This window comes from Clostridium sp. UBA7503 (assembly GCF_002477055.1).
Classification (GTDB): Bacteria; Bacillota; Clostridia; order Clostridiales; family Clostridiaceae; genus Clostridium_J; species Clostridium_J sulfidigenes.
This window is the reverse complement of sequence record NZ_DLNT01000028.1, coordinates 210,700-231,291: the sequence shown is the minus strand read 5'-3', so window position 1 is coordinate 231,291 and position 20,592 is coordinate 210,700. Positions and strand designations below refer to the sequence as shown.

The 20,592-nt window shown below is 29.6% G+C and carries 22 protein-coding genes; 1 reads left to right on the top strand and 21 read right to left on the bottom strand.

All coding sequences use genetic code 11. The annotated features are described in order from the left end of the window. Positions 1–106 precede the first annotated feature (106 nt). The gene (locus B3630_RS09170) at positions 107–1,162 is read right to left on the bottom strand and encodes a spermidine/putrescine ABC transporter substrate-binding protein (protein ID WP_346897461.1); all 1,056 of its coding nucleotides are present in this window, start codon (positions 1,160–1,162) and stop codon (positions 107–109) included. A 199-nt stretch (positions 1,163–1,361) separates the two neighbouring features. After that, positions 1,362–1,895 (bottom strand): NUDIX hydrolase, encoded by a 534-nt coding sequence (locus B3630_RS09165; protein WP_346897459.1) that lies wholly within the window; start codon positions 1,893–1,895, stop codon positions 1,362–1,364. Between the two features lie 469 nt (positions 1,896–2,364). Between B3630_RS09165 and B3630_RS09160 the strand changes: the two genes are divergently transcribed. After that, positions 2,365–2,526 (top strand): hypothetical protein, encoded by a 162-nt coding sequence (locus B3630_RS09160; protein ID WP_346897471.1) that lies wholly within the window; start codon positions 2,365–2,367, stop codon positions 2,524–2,526. A 267-nt stretch (positions 2,527–2,793) separates the two neighbouring features. On the opposite strand, the gene B3630_RS09155 is transcribed toward B3630_RS09160, so the two are convergent. The 19 genes from B3630_RS09155 to B3630_RS09065 all read right to left on the bottom strand — a co-directional run bounded on the left by B3630_RS09155 (position 2,794) and on the right by B3630_RS09065 (position 20,281). Then, the gene (locus B3630_RS09155) at positions 2,794–3,027 is read right to left on the bottom strand and encodes a hypothetical protein (RefSeq protein ID WP_346897457.1); all 234 of its coding nucleotides are present in this window, start codon (positions 3,025–3,027) and stop codon (positions 2,794–2,796) included. Positions 3,028–3,179: 152 nt separating this feature from the next. After that, positions 3,180–4,271 carry a HAMP domain-containing sensor histidine kinase gene (locus B3630_RS09150; protein ID WP_346897469.1) on the bottom strand — a complete coding sequence of 364 codons (1,092 nt, stop codon included), beginning with the start codon at positions 4,269–4,271 and terminating at the stop codon, positions 3,180–3,182. After that, entirely contained in the window at positions 4,261–4,953 is a 693-nt protein-coding gene (locus B3630_RS09145; protein WP_346897455.1) for a response regulator transcription factor, read from the bottom strand. Before B3630_RS09145 ends, B3630_RS09150 begins: the two co-directional genes overlap by 11 nt. 19 nt (positions 4,954–4,972) lie before the next feature. Then, positions 4,973–5,674, bottom strand: a complete 702-nt coding sequence (locus B3630_RS09140; protein WP_346897453.1) for a M15 family metallopeptidase — start codon at positions 5,672–5,674, stop codon at positions 4,973–4,975. A gap of 270 nt (positions 5,675–5,944) precedes the next feature. Continuing rightward, positions 5,945–6,481 (bottom strand): GNAT family N-acetyltransferase, encoded by a 537-nt coding sequence (locus B3630_RS09135; RefSeq protein WP_346897451.1) that lies wholly within the window; start codon positions 6,479–6,481, stop codon positions 5,945–5,947. A 219-nt stretch (positions 6,482–6,700) separates the two neighbouring features. After that, positions 6,701–6,979, bottom strand: a complete 279-nt coding sequence (locus B3630_RS09130) for a CD3324 family protein (RefSeq protein ID WP_346897449.1) — start codon at positions 6,977–6,979, stop codon at positions 6,701–6,703. Positions 6,980–7,409: 430 nt separating this feature from the next. Continuing rightward, positions 7,410–8,219 carry a MerR family transcriptional regulator gene (locus tag B3630_RS09125; protein ID WP_346897447.1) on the bottom strand — a complete coding sequence of 270 codons (810 nt, stop codon included), beginning with the start codon at positions 8,217–8,219 and terminating at the stop codon, positions 7,410–7,412. A gap of 76 nt (positions 8,220–8,295) precedes the next feature. Further along, positions 8,296–9,951: a hypothetical protein gene (locus tag B3630_RS09120; RefSeq protein WP_346897445.1), complete on the bottom strand. Its 1,656-nt coding sequence runs from the start codon at positions 9,949–9,951 to the stop codon at positions 8,296–8,298. A gap of 2 nt (positions 9,952–9,953) precedes the next feature. Next, on the bottom strand, positions 9,954–10,739 hold the full coding sequence (locus B3630_RS09115; protein ID WP_346897443.1) for an ABC transporter ATP-binding protein: 786 nt from the start codon (positions 10,737–10,739) through the stop codon (positions 9,954–9,956). 473 nt (positions 10,740–11,212) lie between these two features. Continuing rightward, positions 11,213–12,220 (bottom strand): YHYH domain-containing protein, encoded by a 1,008-nt coding sequence (locus B3630_RS09110; RefSeq protein ID WP_346897441.1) that lies wholly within the window; start codon positions 12,218–12,220, stop codon positions 11,213–11,215. Between the two features lie 234 nt (positions 12,221–12,454). Next, a complete protein-coding gene (locus tag B3630_RS09105) occupies positions 12,455–12,580 on the bottom strand; it encodes a hypothetical protein (RefSeq protein WP_346897439.1) in 126 nt (41 codons plus the stop codon). Between the two features lie 417 nt (positions 12,581–12,997). After that, positions 12,998–14,971: an ABC transporter permease gene (locus B3630_RS09100; protein ID WP_346897437.1), complete on the bottom strand. Its 1,974-nt coding sequence runs from the start codon at positions 14,969–14,971 to the stop codon at positions 12,998–13,000. Beyond that, the gene (locus tag B3630_RS09095; RefSeq protein WP_346897435.1) at positions 14,964–15,731 is read right to left on the bottom strand and encodes an ABC transporter ATP-binding protein; all 768 of its coding nucleotides are present in this window, start codon (positions 15,729–15,731) and stop codon (positions 14,964–14,966) included. Before B3630_RS09095 ends, B3630_RS09100 begins: the two co-directional genes overlap by 8 nt. A gap of 214 nt (positions 15,732–15,945) precedes the next feature. After that, entirely contained in the window at positions 15,946–16,959 is a 1,014-nt protein-coding gene (locus B3630_RS09090; RefSeq protein ID WP_346897433.1) for a sensor histidine kinase, read from the bottom strand. A gap of 1 nt (position 16,960) precedes the next feature. Further along, a complete protein-coding gene (locus tag B3630_RS09085; protein ID WP_346897431.1) occupies positions 16,961–17,632 on the bottom strand; it encodes a response regulator transcription factor in 672 nt (223 codons plus the stop codon). A gap of 32 nt (positions 17,633–17,664) precedes the next feature. Beyond that, on the bottom strand, positions 17,665–18,138 hold the full coding sequence (locus tag B3630_RS09080; protein WP_346897429.1) for a methylated-DNA--[protein]-cysteine S-methyltransferase: 474 nt from the start codon (positions 18,136–18,138) through the stop codon (positions 17,665–17,667). Between the two features lie 32 nt (positions 18,139–18,170). Continuing rightward, complete coding sequence (locus B3630_RS09075; RefSeq protein ID WP_346897427.1) at positions 18,171–18,758, bottom strand: bifunctional transcriptional activator/DNA repair enzyme AdaA; 588 nt, start codon at positions 18,756–18,758, stop codon at positions 18,171–18,173. Positions 18,759–19,153: 395 nt separating this feature from the next. Continuing rightward, positions 19,154–19,873, bottom strand: coding sequence for an MBL fold metallo-hydrolase (locus B3630_RS09070; RefSeq protein ID WP_346897425.1), 720 nt, complete (start codon positions 19,871–19,873; stop codon positions 19,154–19,156). A gap of 129 nt (positions 19,874–20,002) precedes the next feature. Further along, the gene (locus tag B3630_RS09065; protein WP_346897423.1) at positions 20,003–20,281 is read right to left on the bottom strand and encodes a CD3324 family protein; all 279 of its coding nucleotides are present in this window, start codon (positions 20,279–20,281) and stop codon (positions 20,003–20,005) included. Positions 20,282–20,592: the final 311 nt, after the last annotated feature.

Here is a 20,592-nt window from a genome sequence, read left to right as displayed (position 1 = left end):
TATCTATTTTGCGAAAGCCCCATTTTTATTATAGAATAAATAGGTTTGTATAAACGCAAATTTATCTACTCTCTTTTTTATTGTTATATAATACTATATATGATTTCTAATTACTTGATTTTATGCGTATCCATGCATCATCATATACCTTTTTCACATTACTAGGAAAATCCACATAGATTTCACATCTATCCATTATTTCTTTAGTCATATATGCATTAGGATTATTTCTAACTTCCTCTGGTTGCTCAAGTCTTGCTTCTTTATTAGGAGTTGTATACCCTATTTCATCAGCTATTCTTAATGCACTTTCCTTATCACTTACAAAGTTTATGAACTTCTCAGCTCCATGAACATTTTTAGCATTATAAGGTATGCATAAGCTATCAATCCAGAAGTTTGCCCCTTCCTTAGGTACTACATAAACTAAATTAGGGTATTCAGCTTGAAGATTTAATCCCTCTCCAGACCAAATCATGTTTATAGCAGACTCTCCTGCTGGAATCATTACAGTTCCATTATCAACACCATATATAGGATTAACTAATTTCCTTTGATTTAATAGTAGCTCTTTAGCTTCTTCAATTTCTTTTGGATCAGTTGAATTTAAAGAATATCCAAGTTTCTTTAAAGCTACTCCTATGGTATCTCTATAGGTATCAAACATAAAAATCTTATCTTTATACTTTTCATCCCATAATATATCGAAGCTATCTACTTCTTCTTTTACTACATCTTTATTATAAATAAGTCCTACCGTTCCAAACATATAAGGAACTGAATACTTATTACCTGGATCTATTTCTAGATTTAAATAGTCTTCATCCATTTGAGACATATTAGGTATATTATCTTTATTTAACTCTTGAACAAACTTATTTTTTATCATTCTAGGCATTAAAACATCAGATACTAATATAACATCATAGTTTACTCCGCCCTGACTAATTTTTTGATACATAGTTTCCATATCATCAAAGGTTTCTACATTAACCTTTATACCATATTCTTTCTCAAATTCTTTTATAGTCTCTTCATCTATATTTTCACCATAATTGAAAAAGCTTATTTCTTTAGAAGAATCTTTACTACAACCTGCAAAAACCACCAACATTATTAAAAGACATGTTGATAGGCTCAATAATTTAAATAATTTTCTCATACTACACTTCCTTCCACATGATTTTATATATTATTTAAATCCCAAATATTCTTTCGGATTATAACATTATTTTAAATATATGTCTAATTGTATAGTATTTATTATTTAATTCACACAATACCCCTAAAACAAAATAAACCTCTATGTTTTTTATTTTAAAATTTTCACTTTATTAAATTATAAGTTTTAACTTGAGAAGTTACAGGATATGCTCATTTTCATTTATGGCACCATATTTTTTTCGAGAATCAAAAAATAGTTGTATCAAACTTTGATAATAGGGTATAAATTCACCACTATCTATCATTGAAAATATCTCTTCTTTAGAAGCCCACTTCACTTTCTGAACTTCTTCATACTGCAATGATAGTTCATTGATATCAACATCTTGTTCGATTAAATAAATATCATCAAATCCATAGTTATAGTTCATGGTAATATGAGGTCTAATATTTTTTAAATCTACTCTTAACCCAATTTCCTCAAACAATTCTCTTTCAGCTGCTGATTGGCTTGTATCACCTTTTATAGCACTTCCACCTACTGTTATATCCCACATATTTGACCAACCTTCTTTGAAAGGTTGTCTCTGTTGAATTAGCATATCACCATCTGAATTAAAAACACATACATGCACAACTAAATGATAATTATTTTTTTCAATAGGTTCACCTCGAACCATAGTTTCATTTGTTTTATTTCGATTAATATCATATACATCCCAAAGTTCCATATCATACCTCCCCTAATATATATTATTATATCTACTGATAAGTTTATTATATCTCATTACTTATGTTACAGTATTTTCACGTATAATAACAGCCCTAGTTAAGTCATATCAATGCCTAAGGCTAGAAATTGTACTTGGTCTTAAAGGAAACTCGACTCACTTCGTTCGCTGAGTAAGTTCGCCTAACTAAATCAAAGATTTAGAGGCTTATTTATGATACAGTTCCACTTAACTATTACAAGTGAGTTTATTCTTGTGTATATATTATTCATAAGAATAAACTCACTATTCACATACGTTCATAGGAGTAAGTTCAATTAACTAAATCATAGATTTAAAATTTCACTTATGGTATAATTCTAAAGTAATATTTTGAAATCCGTAGTGGATGGCTACGGGGGTTTTGAACGTTTTATCCTCCTGGGCTATTGGTGAACTATTTCACTATAGCTAGGGGGTGGTATTGGATATGTTTGATACTTTTATAAAGTGTATATCAATTATTTATGTAATTAGATTAATTCTAAAACATAATCTTTTTATACATCATTTAAAAATCAAGATCAAATTTCTTGGTCTTGATATAGAAGTTAAAAGCAAAGAAAAAAGTGCTCCATCCAACGAAGATTAGCACTTTTTCTAAGATTCATAATTTATAACATAAATCTAATCCAATAGCCCTAAAACAAAATAAATGTTCTAAGGATTGCTTAGTGTTACCAGCACTAAGCTTTTCTTACTAGAATTCTTAGAAACTTGTTTCTTTAGAATTCTGTACTCCTCAGCTCGTCTGAGTGAGTTTCCTATATATATTATATCAAACTTCTTATAAAAATAAACATAAAAAATTTTTTAACTTAAAATTTTTTAACTGCTATATAAATTGGAATCCGATAAGTTACAGGATATGCTCATTTTCATTGATGGCACCATATTTTTTTCGAGAATCAAAAAATAGTTGTATCAAACTCTGATAATATGGTATAAATTCACCACTATCTATCATTGAAAATATCTCTTCTTTAGAAGCCCACTTCACTTTCTGAACTTCTTCATACTGCAATGATAGTTCATTGATATCAACATCTTGTTCAATTAAATAAATATCATCAAATCCATTGTTAAAGTTCATGGTAATATGAGGTCTAATATTTTTAAAATCTACTCTTAACCCAATTTCCTCTGTCTTAAGCTATACGCTTACCACTACTAGGTCGCATTAAGGACTTTCACCCTTAAGATTACGCCCATGCTGTCACACACATAAAAACTAATATCTCTATATCAATTAATAGGCAATTTCACTTCGAAGATGGTTCTCACCTCATCACTATAAGCAGATATATTTCCTCCATGTAACTCTATAATATTTTTTGTTATAGCCAATCCTAATCCAGATCCACCTATATTACTGTTTCTTGATTTTTCTATCCTATAGAATCTATCAAATATATATGGTAAGTCTATTGGTGATATGGATTGCCCATAATTTATAACCTGAACCACTGACATATCCCCTTCTCTTTTTGTTACCACATCAACATAATATCCATCTTCTCCATACTTAATGGCATTAGATAATAAATTTTCAATAGCCCTAACCAATTTCCCTGCATCCGCATTTACTATTAATTTATCATCTGAAAAATTAGTTCTTGATTTCATATTTGCACTCTTAAATTGATATTCAAAATAAGCAACAACCTGCCCTAATAAATCCACTAAATTAATGTTAACCTTATGTAGATTAATAGTATTGTTTTGCATTTTAGTAAGTTCAAACAAATCATTTATAAGTAGATTTAAAGCTTTAGATTTTTCATATGCTATATTAACATAATATCTAAGAACCACCTCATCCTTATATTGATCAGTATCAATAAGTTCTAAATACCCCATGATTGAAGTTAATGGAGTTCTTAAGTCATGGGAAACATTAGTTATTAAATCACTCTTAGTTTGTTGTGATTTTCGTTCTTCTAAAGTTATTTCTTTAAGTTGCTTTGATATATTATTTATATTTTCAGCTAGATTTTTGATATCACCATTAGATTCAACCTGTATTACTCTATCTAAATTTCCATTAGCCATTATTTCTGTTTCATTAATTATAGCCACTAAACTCTTGCTTTTTTTATAAGTTTTAAGTAAATAAAAAGTACAAAATAAAAATAAACCTACTAATGTGTTTGTATATCCTCCAAAGCTAAGATATCTAATATTAAAGATAGCCTCATAAGCAATACCAGAAATACCTTTTAAAATATAATTTAATATTAACTTACCTATTTCTACTGTAATATAGGTTAATATCATTGCACTTAGGACATCAACTAATTGTCTTAACAAATATTCGTATAGCCTCTTATTTTTCAATTTTGTATCCAACTCCCCACACAGTATGTATTATCTTATTACCTTTCATATATTCCTCAATCTTATCTCTTAGTCTACTCATATGTACCATCACAGTATTATTTGATTGAAAATACTTTTCCTTCCAGACCCTTTGGAAAATTTCCTCAGCACTAAAAACTCTACCTCTATTAGTAGCTAATAGATACAAAATTTCAAATTCTGTTGCTGTTAAATCTAATTCATTATTATCTATAGTTACGTTGTGTTTCTTCTTATCTATACTCATTGACTCAATTCTTATTATGTCATCGGAAATATCCATTTTAGTATTTAGAAAATATGCTCTTCTAAGTAGCGCTCTTATTCTAACTGTAAGTTCTAAATTATTAAAAGGCTTACATACATAATCATCTGCACCTGTCATAATACCCTGTACCTTATCCATATCCTCAACCTTTGCACTAAGCATAAGAATTGGAATGTTATGTTTTTCTCTTACTAATCTACAAACTTGCAACCCATCCATTCCTGGCATCATTATATCTAAAACAATTAAGTGGATTTCTTCTTTATCTAGTATATCTAAAGCATCTTCTCCACAGATTGCTTTAAAGACAGTATATCCTTCATTTTTTAATGTTATCTCTAACAAATCTCTTATATCTTTTTCATCATCTACTACAAGAATGTTTTTGCTCATGGTATAGTCCTCCTATTATCTATTGTTCCTCTAAATATTCTTCTAATGTAATACCCTTATTATGAATATATGTAGCTACTTGTTCACCAACATACCTAATATGCCAAGGTTCATAAGCTATCCCTGTTATATCATTTTTACCTTCAGGATATCTGATAATAAACCCAAATTTATAGCAGTTTTTTTCAAGCCAATCCGCTTCATTTGTTCCTTTTACAAAATATCTATGTTCATTTGTAATATCAATAGCTAGCCCTGTTTGATGTTCACTAAAGCCAGCTTTTGCTACATAATCCTCCGTATGCTTTTTTCCATAAGCTTTCACACTGTCTTTATAAATACGTTTTTGCAAATCATAGGATCTATATGCTGAGTTTCCAAGTAAGATTATTTCCTCAGCTTTTGCGCTATTTATCAAATCCTCTAGGGGTTTTACAACAATTTTAGTTACCTGTCTTTCTTCAGTTTGTGATTCATTAGCAAATGGTATATTAGGTATCTCTAAATCTTTAGGTTTATACTTTGTATCTAAACCTAACTTACTATTTACTAGTAAAAGCCCATTACCTTCTTCCACTACATTAGTTTTATCATTTAAACTAATCTCCATTCCTTTATATCTTGTATTATTTATAGCTATCTCATTATTTCCTAAAATGTATAGAGATCCACAAATTATTATTGTACTTACAGCTAATATATTTTTAAATCCTTTATTCATCTTCTACACTTCCTTTTCAAAATCTTAAATTCAGTATAGAATATAGAGTTTACAAGAATTATAAAAATTTCTTAAGAAACCTTAACTTTATAAATATAATACTATACTTATATATGCAAAAATAGCCTTAACCAAGTAATTTTAATAGTTAAGACTAAAAACCTCATTTATTTATTATATAGTTCAATATTTGAAATTCTTATTAATACATGTAAATATTTTTATGAATCACTTCTTATTATTACTTATACAAAAGGGATAGCTTAACAATCAAAGGTTATTAAATGTAAATATTAGCTTATATCCATCAAAAGTTTCATCATACTTTTCTTGAAAACTATCATTTGTATAAGAACTAATAGTTTTTCTCCAAAACTTCTCTGCCCTTTGGTTTGCCCCGATTGCTTTTGCCGCCACATATAATCCCCATTTACCTTTAAATTTATCGAATACCTGCTTTGCTGCAATAGATGCAATATCTTTTCCCCTATATGGTCTTAATAAAAAGAACTCATAAACATAATAATCCATTCCTTTAGGTGCATATTTACCAGTTGAAACTAAATCAAACCCTGCCGGCTTTCCATCCACCATTATAATAAATGGGAAAAGCTCATTTGGCTTCTGAAACCAATCATTTTGAACATCATATTGCTCAGCCAATGTTTTTATAGGCTCATCCTCATAAATTCCATATTCATTTGGTACATTTCCATAAACCTCTGATAAATCATGCAAATATAATGGGTAAATATTTTTTATGATATTTGCATTTTCTTTACTTGCTAAAACTACCTTTACTTCCATACCCCTCATCCCCTATCTTATAATATAATCGTAAAATAAATAGTATGCTAATTATCACTTTAACTAGCATGCTGATTTAAAATAGGACATTATATATAATTTAAAATTCAATTTATAATGTCTATTTAAAATCAGATAAAGTTTACTTATAAAACTCTCTAAATAAATCATATCATGACTTTAAATAAACCTTCAATTTCATAAACAGTTATGTATTAATTATAAACATAATCTGTTCTGTTCACTTATTATGCGTCTTATACTCTGCTCTGATAAGTAATACATTAATGATAACTTTCTGACAGTCATACCCTCATTATACTTTTGAAAGATTTCATTATTTCTATCCTTTAACATATCTTTTATACCACTTTTTTCTCCCCAAGCTTTCTGCTTACCATCTTTTCTTGGTATATAAAGAAATTCTCCATAAACATATTCTTGTATGGCTTTTATTATATCCTCTGGTAACACATTATTTGCATTAATATATTTCAAATTCTTGCCCTCCTCTATTTCAATAGATTTGATGCAAAAACTACCCTAAAACTCAGTTAATGTGTTACAAGAACCTAAGTTGTTTAACATTTATTTATATGCAATTAATTAAATTAGGCTCCTGACAAAGCATTGCCGTTTTGTTTTATTGTAGTCTTTGCAGGAGCAAGTTATGAAACTTCTAAAAATCTTATTGATTTCCATTAAACCACACCTTTCTTAATTCAATTATATCTTATTAGATTTATATTTAACAATATTTACAAATTTAAATATACAGTTCACTGTAATGGGCATAACGTAGACTTTTTAGTCTAAAACAATTTATATCCACAAATTATTAAAGGCCCTGAGTTTTTTCTAATTTGAATAAAATGGCTGCACATAATGATAACTAAGTCATCATGTACAACCATTTTTATAAGCTTCTTTATTTTTTTACTGGTATCTGTATTTCACTCAAATAATCCTCTGTATTACTTTCATTCCAGGGTCCTTTTATAGCAACTTGACGTGGATTTCCAGCTATACTATATCCATTTTCCTCAATCCAATTTCCTAAAAAATTATATGCTGGTGCTAAATTAGAATAATCTCCTGGAACTAATATGCTAACAGCTTGCTCCACTACTTCAGTTTCCTTGAATATATACTCATTTTCATTCTCCATAAGTTTGTCAACGCCCATTAATACCTCTACATCAACTTTACCTTCTTTATAGTCCTCATCGTGATAAGTAGCATAAGCAATGTCGTTGCAAGGAATGTTTTTTGATGTAATGTATTTATCTATCCTTTCCCAAAGCATGCCTTCTGCATTATAAGTTGGTATAGTATCCCTCAAAGAAATAACCTTATAACTAGGTATTGATTTTAATGTAACATTGTAACTCATATTAACCCTCTCCTTTTTCATATCCTTAATGGCGGAGTTGATTTTTTCAAGTCTTATTTCCTCAGCCCTTATATTATTCTTAACCTCTTCACTTTTGACTTTTAAAATATCTTCTAGCTTTTCCTCAGACTTTTCCTTCATAAATACTGCTATATCAGCTACGTTAAAACCCATATCTCTCAATGATACTATTAGGTTAATATCTGAAATCTGTTTTGCCGAATAATATCTATAACCTGTGAAGTCATCAATTTTGGCAGGCTTAAAAAGTCCCACTTCATCATAATATCTGAGCATACGGACGGATACCCTGGTCAACTTAGAAAAATCTCCGATCTTGAACATAAAATCAACTCCTATAAATTACTGCCATTCGAATGACATCTTTAGAATAATGCCTAACACCATGTGAGAGTCAATATTATATCCCTATATCTTCCCAGCTTATTTTAAAGCTGATTTTCCAAATAACTATGTTAATTACAAAAAGAATTACTATAAATGCTCCTATAAAGGTAATATTATTTCTAATTATTATGTGTATTGCAGCAAATATCCCAATAAGCACTAATGTAATCGCCCCTGGGCCTATAAGCTTACCACTATCGGTTGTAGCAAATTTCACACTAAAAGGCATCATCTTATTTGATAGTTTAAAATAAACTAATGATGATATTAAAAGGACTAAAAACATTACAATTAAGTCTAAGATTATTAATGGTCCCTTTAATATTAAAAATACTATAGCCGTAAATAAATAAACTGGTATAACTAATTTAAATAAAGTTCCTTTTATTGCTCCTTTTAATATTACTCCTGGCTCTTTTATTGGTAATACCTTATATATAAATGCACCTTTATAATTATCACTATTATTTATATAAGCAGTGCAGAAGCATAGCATTAATACGGTTAAATACATTAATAAATGTACTTTTCCACCATAGCTTGTTTGAACAGTTTCAATAAAAGATTTATCTCTATCTGTAAAAATAAATAAAACTGGCATAAATACAGCCATTGAAAGAGATGGATATACCTTAAGTTTAAAGTTTCTTTCTGTAGATATCATATTTTTAGTAAATTTAAACATGCTTTTTTCAACTTTATCTTTGCAAATTATTCCCGCTATAAAATCTTTTCTTATTTTATCTCCACCTCTTATAGCTCCCCCATTATCATTTAGCTTTTGAAGGTTCTTTTCAAAATATGGTACTACCTTCTTAACATAAAGGCTAATTAGTATTACTGGAGCTAATATTGCCATTACAGATAAAAATATTAAAAAAGGATTTCTATTTTCATCTATTAATATTCCAAAAGGAGCTGCAAACCACATAGATGGAACTAAACTATGCCAAAACTTAGGTACATAAATAGCCGTAATATCTATAGTCGTAAAAAATCTATTAAATAACTGATACCCAAAAGCAAATAAAAATGCTAATAATATTTGAAAGTAATTTATAATATCCTTTAGCTTTTCTCCATCAAAGAACTTTAAAACTAAAGTATATAAAAATGCCGTTATTACTACAACTAATAAAGCTATTAGTATATTCTCTATAAAAAATATTGGTAAAAATATCACTCCATATTTTATTGTTCCCAAAACTAAAGGTATTAAATTAAGAGACAAAGATATACCAAGTAGATACATACATATATGAGTAAGCTTCGCAGCATTAAAGGTTTTACTATCTACAGGCTTTGGTAATAGTATGTTTTTTTCCTTTACATCTAATAAAACAGCTGAAAAATCTGATATCATAAGCGATACCATCATAAATAGATTTACACCTATAACAATATTTATATTTTTTAAAGCTGGCATATCAACTAACATTAACATTCCAATAAAAATGCTTAAAAATCCATTAAAAAGAAGTAGATGCGTATAATTATTCTTATCTTTATTTTCGGAAGATTTATTATTTGTGAAAACAGTACTTACTCTGCGTCCATCCATAGTTAATTTTATTTGCAAAATCATTCGCATAATAGCATAATTAACACCGGCTTTTTTATACAGACCTTTAAATTTATCTAATAGTCTTAATACCGCAAATTCATTCATAGCTATACCTCTTGAACTAAAGAAACAATCTCTTTAGCAATCTGTCCATGTTCATTAAATCCTGTTAATTGATTGAATACTTCTTCTAAAGAGCTTTCCTTTTCACTATTTTTTAGCTCCTCAAAACTTCCATCTGCAGCTATTGTTCCATTATCAATAAGTATAATTCTATCACTTACCTTCTCTACAACATCCATTATGTGTGAAGAATAAAATATAGTTTTTCCTTCTTTTGCAAGATTACTCATAACTTCTTTAAATATCATTACACTATTAGCATCTAGTCCACTTAACGGCTCATCAAAAAATAATATATCTGGATTATGAATTAAACTACATATTATTAGCAGCTTTTGCTTCATTCCTTTTGAATATGAAGATATTCTTGAATTTATAGCTCCTTCAATTTTAAATAACTTCATAAGTTTTTTTGCTTTTTCAATAAGGATATTTTGATCTATGCCATATACTCCACCTAAAAAGCTTATATACTCAAATGCAGTTAAATTTTCATATATATCAGCAAGCTCTGGGACATATCCAATTTTCTTCTTGTACTCTACACTTCCATTACTTATATCTTGTCCTAATATTTTTACCTGTCCTGTATATCCTTCTACTATACCAAGCATTATTTTTATAGTTGTACTTTTACCAGCACCATTAGTTCCTATATATCCTATTATTTGTCCTCTCTGTATCTCTAAATTTATTCCATTTAAGACACGCTTATCTCCAAAGTTCATTTTAAGATCTTTAATTGATATTATACTCTCTAAATTCTCCATAAGCTTTTCCACCTCAAAAACACAATATGTGCAAAATTAATATTTTGTTTAGGCATCTGAAAATAAATAATAAGTCAAAGATGGGAAGTATATTTTGAGTTAGACAAGGAAACAGGTTCCGCAGATAGTAGCACTATCTAAGGGTTCTGTTGACGCAGTATAACACAAAATAGACGAGCATTCTGACTTATTTATTTTTTGAAGATGCCTTGTATCTTATACACTAATATCGTACCAAATAAATAAGTTATTGTAAAATTAAGGTTTATTCATGGAAGATAAGGTAGACTTATTTTAAAGCCTACCTGTATTAAAGTTCATATCTTAAATTTTTAAGCTCTTCTATATCTAATCCTGTTTTTAAAGCTATTATTTCATCATCCAATATATCTAATAAATTTTTAGCTACTTCTTTCTTTCATAGAATCAGCACTACTTAATCATCTTACCATCTATAAGTGTCTATACTATTTTTACTTTTTCTTTCTTTTTTTTATAACTACTACACCTACTCCACTTACAACAGTAACAAAGGCTCCTCCAGCAATCATGTTTCTTGTAGTTCTTTTTTTATTTCCAAGAGTATAGGATTCGTTTATTTCTTGAGAATAGTTACCATACTCTTCTTTCAATTCTATTTTTTCGCCATTAACTCCTTTATCGTATGCTACCTTTATGGCTTCTTTCATATCTGCTTCGGCCTTATCATAACCTTCTTTAAACCAATATTCTAGCTTATTACTTTCAAAGTTTTGTATTTTATATTCTTCTTTTCCAAGGTAATATTTATATCCATGTTCATTGTATTCATTTTTTATTTCTTGTATCTTCTCATCATATGCCTTATTATACGATTCAACTATTGCTTGTCCCAATGAATTTTCTAAGGTTCTTTTTTCCTTTGTTGCTGCTGCATCTTCTATACCATAGTTTTTATAGATTTCTTTATTATTTTCTATATATTCATTTCTTCCCTTAGTATATCCATCACTATATGATTTCTTTAACTTTTCACCTTGTGATGACTCAGATGAATTTTTCCCTTCACGACCATCATCATATCCAGTATTATATGCTTGGTCTTTTTCTGATTTTAATTTATTAACTCCATCATTGTACCCAGAAGAATAGCCTTTTTTAGATTTTGAAGAACTATTAGACTCTTTTCCTGCATAACCATCGTTATATCCATCATCATAATAACTCTTAGGTTGACTTACAGCAGTACTATTATCTCTTCCACCCTTAGGTGAACTTACAGGAGTATTATTATCTCCTCCTCCCACAAGTTCACAAACTCCTCCTGGATGTAAGTGTGGTCCAAGTCCATGATGATAATGATACCCCCCTAATCCTGAAGCATTTTTATTGTCTTTATGTCCCCCATTTGAATCAGTTCTACCTGAATGTGCATAACTTGTTTGCGATAATGAAAGTAATACAACTAAAATGCAAACAATCCTCTTAATCTTTTTTTCCATGACAATTCTTAATATGTACTATATTAAGATTTCACCTCCTATAATTTTATATTCACATAAATTATAAGACACTTTCATGGTATAATAAAGATTATTTTGTATATATTTGTAGAATCGTAACTAGTTTCCAAGTTGTGCTTTTTCGAAAAATTGCATCGGATATACTGTGAACTACTCCGCCCTATAGAAATTGGAGTAGCTCACTTATACTAAATCTCCCCTTAATGAATAAAATTACATTAATGAGCATTTTACTTTTTCTTTAACTCCATCATCTAAAGTTACTCTTAACCACTTGCTTAATTTTCTCTTATCATCTTCTGTAAGTTTATTGAAATTTAATTCTATCCCTGTATACACTTAAATAATTCTATATTATTTTTAACAAGATTATCTCTTATCTTTATTTGAATTTCTTATTGAGTACTTTACCCAGGCATTAAATATAAGAAGTATTCCTATAACAAGACAACCTGCACTGATAGCTTTAATAAATCCCGCAAAAAAATTGTTCATAAGCTTGCTTAACACATTTTAACTTTACATATCAACTCTTTATTCACTTATTTGTGATACGGTTCTCCATAACAATTTTAAGTGAGGTTTTTCTAAATTTCTATATTTAATTTTATTCTCCCAAATTTAAATTTTTTATAAAAAAAGAAGAAACTCCTCTAGTAGGAGCTTCTTCACTACTTAAATATTCTATTAACTTATCATTTATCTTTAAATATAATATTATAATATATCTAATAAAAAAGTTAACTAAAAATCAAATTAGCTGACAATTTTATAATAAACTCGTGAAGTGAGGAAATAAACCATAGCATACAAGATGGCAAAGACAGAAATTGTTCCTGCTGTGCAGATTACAAACAATGTAACATTAGTGAAACTTAATACTTCAAAAAGCTTCACTATAACCTTGAAGGCAAAGGCAATATGAATAATTGCTGTTACAAGTGGCAGGAAGAACACCATAAGCACTTGGTTGCCTATTGATTTTTTAATTTCTTCTTTGCTCATGCCAACCTTCTGCATAATTTCAAAGCGCTCCTTATCATCATAGCCTTCCGAAATCTGCTTGTAGTATATAATAAGTACAGTAGCCATAATAAATAGTGCTCCAAGGAATATCCCTAGGAAGAAAAGTCCTCCGTATAGAGAAAAAGCGGATTCCCTGGATTCTTCCAAGCCCTCACAACGTGCATCAAGAGATAATTGTTTTATTTTGCTATTAATTTCATTAGTTAAAGCAATTTCCTTTTCCGCATTATCATCAGTATCAAAGGCAAAGTAATAAGATAAATCCTCTATTTTCACATCATCCTGAGTGATTGAAGTATATATTTTTTCAATTGTTTTTTCATCAGGTACGATAATAAAGTAGCCGTTAGCAGGTACTGAGGAAGCTATTCCATCCACTGTCATGCTATTTATACGTTCTTTTATTTTAAACTCATTACCTAAAATATTAATGCTGTCTTCGGCTATTTCTCCTCTATAAGTAAAGAGCAGCACCTCATTTTCCTTTAAAGTAATAGACTTATTTTCCAAGTCATTATATTCACTTAGTGGTATAAACTCTAGGAAGCCTAAATTGTTTACGTCCAAATCACTGTCATTATCTGTGAAATAATTCTTATCTTGTATCATAGCTAGAGATGAAGATCGGTATTTAACTATATTTTTCAAAGTAATATTATCTTTATCTGCTTGCTCTTTTACAAGATTATTAATCATTTCTGACTTTTCTTTTGATATATTTTTTGCGCTTATTGAAATATCTCTTGGAAATCTTGTTCTAAGCACATCCTCCATACCAATATACAGCGACACTGTTGTAGATAACATGACTAGAACAGTAGTTGAAAGAATACAAATGTTAGCAAGACCTACTGCATTTTGTTTCATACGATAAATCATGCCAGACACATTTATAAAATGATTAGTCTTATAATAAAACTTCTTATTTTTTCTAAGCATTTTTAAAAGGGCAATACTTCCTGCAGTAAATAAAGACCAAGTTCCTATCATAACAAGAATTGCTGCCAGAAAGAACATATTAAGTGCAGCTAGAGGCGCTTCCGTAGTTAAGGCAATATAGTAGCCTGCTCCAAGGCTGAGAATTCCAATTAAAGTAAGAATCCACTTTGTTTTTGGTTCCTTTTCACCAATCTGACCACCCTTAAGAAGCTCAACAGGTTTTGCAAGATGAATTTGTCTCATATTATTTATAAGTGTTAATAGAAAAATAGAGCCAAAGAGAATAACTGTTTTAACTATTGAGTTAGTTGATATAACAAATCCCATTGTAACCTTAAAGTTTAAAATCTTAAGAAGTACTAAAAATATAAGCTTGCTTACTGCAATTCCAGATATGAGTCCCAATATCATGCTTATAATTGCCACAAAAAGGGTTTCCCAAAGCAATAACTTAGCAATATGCTTTTTCTCCATACCCAAAATATTATATAAACCCAGCTCTTTTTTACGCCTCTTTATAAGAAAGCTGTTAGTATAAAAAAGAAAAACCACTGAGAAAAAACCAATAACATAAGTGCCTAAATTGAGTATTGTTTTGAGTTCCCTTCCACCATACATACTGTCTAGTCCATCATTTACTGATATAAAGTTCATGATATAAAACATAGCAATAGTGCTTATACAAGTTAGTATATATGGAAAATATGTCTTTCCATTCTTTTTAATGTTAGTTACAGCCAACTTTTGATAGAACATCTTACTCATTTTTTACACCGCCTGTAGCAATTATAGTAAGTGTATCGGAAATTTTTTGATACATTTCTTCTTGGGACATGGAAGCTCTATATAGCTGATGAAACACCTCTCCATCTTTTATAAAAAGCACACGACTTGCATGGCTGGCTGCTTTAGTGCTATGAGTAACCATTATTATGGTTTCGCCTTCTTTATTAATATCATTAAACAGGCGAAGAAGCTCATCACTTGAATGAGAATCCAATGCTCCAGTAGGTTCGTCTGCAAGAATAAGCTGGGGATGAGTAATTAATGCCCTAGCAACGGCAGCTCTCTGCTTTTGACCTCCAGAAACCTCATAAGGATATTTTTGCAAAATATCATCTATTCCAAGTTTCTTTGCAATAGGTTTTAAACGATTATTCATTTCATTAAAGGACTTACCAGATAAAACAAGGGGCAAAAATATATTATCCTGCAAAGAAAAGGTATCAAGAAGATTAAAGTCTTGAAATACAAAGCCTAAATTATCACGACGAAACTTAGAAATTTCCTTTTCCTTAAGATTCATACTGCTTATACCGCTCAGCACTACCTCACCGCTTGAGGGCTTATCTAGTGCTGCAATAATATTTAAAAGGGTAGTCTTACCTGACCCAGACTCACCCATAATAGCTAAGTACTCACCCTTCTCAACTGAAAAGGACACATCGGATAAAGCCTGAACATGGTTTGTACCAAAACGGCTGGTATATATTTTTTTAAGTTTTTTTACTTCTAATATTGACATAATTTTCTCCTTTCACTCGAAACACTGAATAGCCTGCCTTACTCGTTTCCTTTTAGGAACTTGTTAATTTAGGACACCCATCAAAGTTTATTTAGTAATGTTATATCCTAACTTCTTATCATGTTCAGTATAGCAAAAGGAAGAAATGTCTGCCTTAACTTTGGCTTACATTTCTTCCTTTAACCTTACACAGTTGTAAGGCTGCATCAAAATCTTATTCTATTTGCACTTCAATTGTTGCCAGATTAATTATTACTTTTGTACCTTCATCAACCCTGGAGTCTATAGCTATGCAGTGGGAGAGCTTACTTAGAATCTGCTTGCATAAGTATAATCCAAGGCCTGTAGACTTTTTATCCCATCGACCATTATAGCCTGTAAAACCTCTTTCACATATACGATTTAAGTCTTCTTCCCTTATGCCAATACCCGTATCTTCTATAACAAGAGTCTTTTCACTGAAATTATCCATGTATATTGAAATGGTACCCTCTTTAGTATACTTCAAAGCGTTTGATAGAATCTGTTCAATGACAAATACAAGCCACTTTTCATCCGTTAAAACCTCACAGCTTAATTCTTGAAAATCTAACTTAATTTTCTTTCTTACAAACATTCTTGCATATTTTCGTACTGCCTGTTTTACTATATCATCAAGACTATATTTTTTTAACACAAGGTCAGAAGACATGCTCTCAAGCCTTAGATACTGTAGCACAAACTCTACATACTGCTCAATCTTAAAAAGCTCCATGGAAAGCTCTGAGTTTAGCTCATTTTCTTCTGACTGAAGGATTAAACCCATCGCCGAAATAGGTATCTTAATTTGATGCGCCCATAAAGTATAGTAGTCTATTAAATTACTTCGACTCATATCTGCACTATGAGCGATCTGAATATTATTGCTATAGAGGATACTAAGCAGATCCTTATAGTCCTTTTCAATTATATCTTTAGGCTCAGGGAGTTTATCAAAGCTTAAGGTAATGCTGCTTTTTAAATCTTGAAGTAATTTATGTCTATTATATAACCCTATAAAATCTATTATAAGGAAGATAATACCTATGCATGCACATAGTACACTAGCATAAACTATGGGTTCTACGAGGAGATTATATAAAGAAAATACAAGTGCAAAGGTGATACAAAACAAAACTAAGAGAATAATCCCTCTAAGACGCATTTTAAAATAGGAAATCACAAACTTAAAAACCTCTATTTTCTTCATATCATTCCACCATATACCCTATACCTTTTTTTGTTGTAATAAAATCAGCCAGACCTACCTCCTGCAGCTTTTTGCGAAGTCTTGTTATATTAACGGTTAAGGTATTGTCATCAATATAGCTGTCAGTTTCCCAAAGCCTCGTCATAATGGTATCCCGAGACACGACCTTTTCTTTATTTTCCAAAAGAATCTGCAGTATCCTGTTTTCATTCTTAGAAAGCTCAATTTTTCTGTCTTGATAATTTAAGGTAGCATCACTTATATTAAGTATTGAACCTTTATGCTCAATCAAATTAGTCTGTCCTGTAAAATCGTAGGTTCGGCGTAATAAAGCTTGTACCTTTGCAGTCAGCACATTAAGGTCAAAAGGCTTTGCAATAAAATCGTCTCCCCCCATATTCATAGCCATAACTATGTTCATACTATCCGAGGCTGATGAAATAAAAATAATAGGCACCTTAGAAACTTTTCTAATCTCGCTGCACCAATGATAGCCATTAAAAAATGGCAAGGTAATATCTAAAAGAACAAGCTGCGGACTATAGGAAACAAAGGCTGCAAGTACATCCTTAAAATCAGTCACACATTCTGCCTCAAATCCCCAAGACCTTATGTGATTCTTCACTGTTTTAGCAATTATCAAATCATCTTCTACTATTAGAATTTTATACATTTATTGCTCTCCTTACTTTTCTTTCTAATATTTTAAATCGATAGTATATTTTTCTCATGGTTTAAAAGCCATTGCTTTCTATCTACGCCACCAGCATACCCAGTTAAACTTCCATTAGTCCCAATAACCCTATGACAAGGTACTATTATCCATATTTTATTCCTACCATTTGCACTTCCCACTGCCCTAACACCTTTTTCATTTCCTAACCTAATCGCTAAGTTCTTATAGGATAAGGTTTCCCCATAAGGAATCTTCAATAGTTCATTCCATACATTCTTTTGAAAATCAGTCCCATTTAATGAAACCTCTAAATCGAATACTTTTCTACTTCCATTGAAATATTCATCTAACTGAGCAATAGTATTTTCTAATATTTCATTTCCTTTATTCATCACGGACTTTTCTTGCTCTACAAACATAACTGATAGTATTGAATCTTCAGAGCAAATTATTTCTAAAATGCCAATAGGTGAATTATAATAACCATAATATTTTTCAATCATACAAAAACCTCCTAATAAATTTTTATAATCTGTTATACTTTTATCTCATTGATACTATTTCTTTTTCTATACTCCTTAGGAGCAATACCTGTATTTTGCTTAAAACAATTATAAAAATTAGAAAGGCTTTTAAACCCTACATCGTATGCAATTTCTAGAATAGTATCATTACTTTTACTTAGAAGCTGCATCGCTTTATTTATTCTTAATTGTGATACATATTCGTTAGGTGTTAGTCCTGTATATTCTTTAAACAATCTTGTTAAATGACTAGTACTAATACCAAATTCCTTTGAAATAAACCTGAAATTAATTTGTTTATTATAGTTCTGGATTAACTTTTTCTTTATTTTTTCAATTAATTCTCTATTCGGTTCAAAATTATATTCCTTTATATCAGGTCTGCATAATTTACATGGTCTGAAACCTTCTTTCATAGCATCATCTACACTATTAAAAAACAATATATTCTCTTTCAGTGGTGTCTTGGCTTTACATGATGGTCTGCAAAAAATACCTGTTGTTTTCACAGCATAGTAAAATAACCCATCATAATACTTATTACAACTTATTACTGCATTCCATTTTTCATCTTCAGATACTACTATGTTTCCTTGCATAATTACCACCTCCTAAAAGCATTTACATAATTATTATAGGGTTCTAAGCTCATAACTAAACTTATTCTATATAGATTTCCTTACTTTCCTTATAACAATTAATAATGCTAATTTTACTCATAATTATAATTCCATTCCTCGTAAAAGTTTATTTTATGTTTTGATTCTAGCATTACTAAAATTATAAATCTTCCTGCATTTCGCTATGTAATTTTAAGTGTTTTCACTAAGGCACTTCAGGTACTCAAAAGAGTCTACGTCATTTATAGAAGTAAAAGCAAAAAAAGTGCTCCATCCTCGCAAGATTAGCACTTTTTTAAGATTCATAGTTGATATAAAAGTTTTATCCAATAGCCCTAAAACAAAATAAACCTTCTAATCTTTATTCTTTAATATTAAATGTTTTTAAGTGTTTTTGTTATCTCATTTTCATATATTCCACCATGATAACATATTATTCTATCAATATCATAATCTAAAAACTTTTTAATAGACCTTTTAGCCCCTTCTATGTCTAAAGTATACTGAGGTAGTGCGATATCTATAATTCCATTTTCTACAACCAAAGCATCTCCAGTTATTAATGATTTACTTTCTTTGTGATAAATAGATATGTGCCCTGGCATATGTCCAGGAGTAGCTATTATTTCAATTCCTCCACAAAACTCTAAATAATCTTTATCTTTTAATGTTACATCTACATTACAACTTTCTACTGTTTCAAGGATTTTATGAAAATAATTAGCTTGCTCTTTTTCCTTTTCTGTTAAAGAATCATATATACTTTCAGCTTGTTGTAGTCTTAACGATTTTTTACTAGCATTAATATATGGTGCATCTTCTTCAGATGCCAATATCTGTATACTAGGATATTGTCTCTTAAATTCTGCTAACGCTCCCATATGGTCAAAATCATGATGAGTTATAATTATTTTAGATAAATTTTTTATATTAACTCCATTATTTATTGAAACATCCTCTATCAATCTGAGAAAATCAGGATATCCACAATCTATTAATACCATCTCATTTTCATCTTCTAACATTACAGGGTAAATAGTATCGTTCTTGTCACCAAATTTGAAAGACACTTCTAATATATTTATCTTACTCATGCTAATCACTCCTAATAATAATCTAGTCACTTAAATAGTATCATGTAGTTGAAACATGTAGTTAGTCTCTAAATATTTATGTATTATTTATTCCCACATACTAACCATAAGCATACATGCTCTCATGCTTTATTTATAATACATTTTATATTCCCTAATAATTTTCCTAATACTATTTTGAGTAAGATAATATTTATTTGCTAATTCCTTAACTGAACTTCCATTATTAAATGAATTGTAAATTTGTGTATTTCTTTCTATTAATTCATTTTTAAACCCACTATTCTCTCCCCAACTTTTTCTATTTTCATCTTTTCTAGGTATATATAAATAACTTCCATCAACATACTGTTGAATTATACTAATAATTTCTTTAGGTAATATATTTTGTGCATTTTTATACTTCATAGTCTTTGCTCCTATTTAATATTTATATTTTTAAAAATATTAAAGCAAAAACTGCACAAAACTATTTTGATTAAATCTCTCTTTTAAAACAGCTCCTAACAAAATATGTTCTGTGTTATTACAGTCTTTGCTTGGAGCTTAATGCAATAACTAGTTTTTGTGTCAAGTTTTTCATCTCTTTTCTCCTAACTATTGATTTATATATTTACTAAATTTTAAACTCTAAATACTAATTATTCATTAGTTCCAATTTAGTAAAAACCTCATTTACTTATGATACGTTTCAACATATGAAATCCTAAATTTAAATC

Bases quoted from the DNA above. Each gene is read 5' to 3' on its own strand.
- B3630_RS09170 (WP_346897461.1), bottom strand. From the start codon at position 1,162: ATGAGAAAATTATTTAAATTATTGAGCCTATCAACATGTCTTTTAATA.
- B3630_RS09165 (WP_346897459.1), bottom strand. From the start codon at position 1,895: ATGGAACTTTGGGATGTATATGATATTAATCGAAATAAAACAAATGAA.
- B3630_RS09160 (WP_346897471.1), top strand. From the start codon at position 2,365: ATGTTTGATACTTTTATAAAGTGTATATCAATTATTTATGTAATTAGA.
- B3630_RS09155 (WP_346897457.1), bottom strand. From the start codon at position 3,027: ATGAACTTTAACAATGGATTTGATGATATTTATTTAATTGAACAAGAT.
- B3630_RS09145 (WP_346897455.1), bottom strand. From the start codon at position 4,953: ATGAGCAAAAACATTCTTGTAGTAGATGATGAAAAAGATATAAGAGAT.
- B3630_RS09140 (WP_346897453.1), bottom strand. From the start codon at position 5,674: ATGAATAAAGGATTTAAAAATATATTAGCTGTAAGTACAATAATAATT.
- B3630_RS09135 (WP_346897451.1), bottom strand. From the start codon at position 6,481: ATGGAAGTAAAGGTAGTTTTAGCAAGTAAAGAAAATGCAAATATCATA.
- B3630_RS09125 (WP_346897447.1), bottom strand. From the start codon at position 8,219: ATGTTCAAGATCGGAGATTTTTCTAAGTTGACCAGGGTATCCGTCCGT.
- B3630_RS09120 (WP_346897445.1), bottom strand. From the start codon at position 9,951: ATGAATGAATTTGCGGTATTAAGACTATTAGATAAATTTAAAGGTCTG.
- B3630_RS09115 (WP_346897443.1), bottom strand. From the start codon at position 10,739: ATGGAGAATTTAGAGAGTATAATATCAATTAAAGATCTTAAAATGAAC.
- B3630_RS09110 (WP_346897441.1), bottom strand. From the start codon at position 12,220: ATGGAAAAAAAGATTAAGAGGATTGTTTGCATTTTAGTTGTATTACTT.
- B3630_RS09100 (WP_346897437.1), bottom strand. From the start codon at position 14,971: ATGAGTAAGATGTTCTATCAAAAGTTGGCTGTAACTAACATTAAAAAG.
- B3630_RS09095 (WP_346897435.1), bottom strand. From the start codon at position 15,731: ATGTCAATATTAGAAGTAAAAAAACTTAAAAAAATATATACCAGCCGT.
- B3630_RS09090 (WP_346897433.1), bottom strand. From the start codon at position 16,959: ATGAAGAAAATAGAGGTTTTTAAGTTTGTGATTTCCTATTTTAAAATG.
- B3630_RS09085 (WP_346897431.1), bottom strand. From the start codon at position 17,632: ATGTATAAAATTCTAATAGTAGAAGATGATTTGATAATTGCTAAAACA.
- B3630_RS09080 (WP_346897429.1), bottom strand. From the start codon at position 18,138: ATGATTGAAAAATATTATGGTTATTATAATTCACCTATTGGCATTTTA.
- B3630_RS09075 (WP_346897427.1), bottom strand. From the start codon at position 18,758: ATGCAAGGAAACATAGTAGTATCTGAAGATGAAAAATGGAATGCAGTA.
- B3630_RS09070 (WP_346897425.1), bottom strand. From the start codon at position 19,873: ATGAGTAAGATAAATATATTAGAAGTGTCTTTCAAATTTGGTGACAAG.
- B3630_RS09065 (WP_346897423.1), bottom strand. From the start codon at position 20,281: ATGAAGTATAAAAATGCACAAAATATATTACCTAAAGAAATTATTAGT.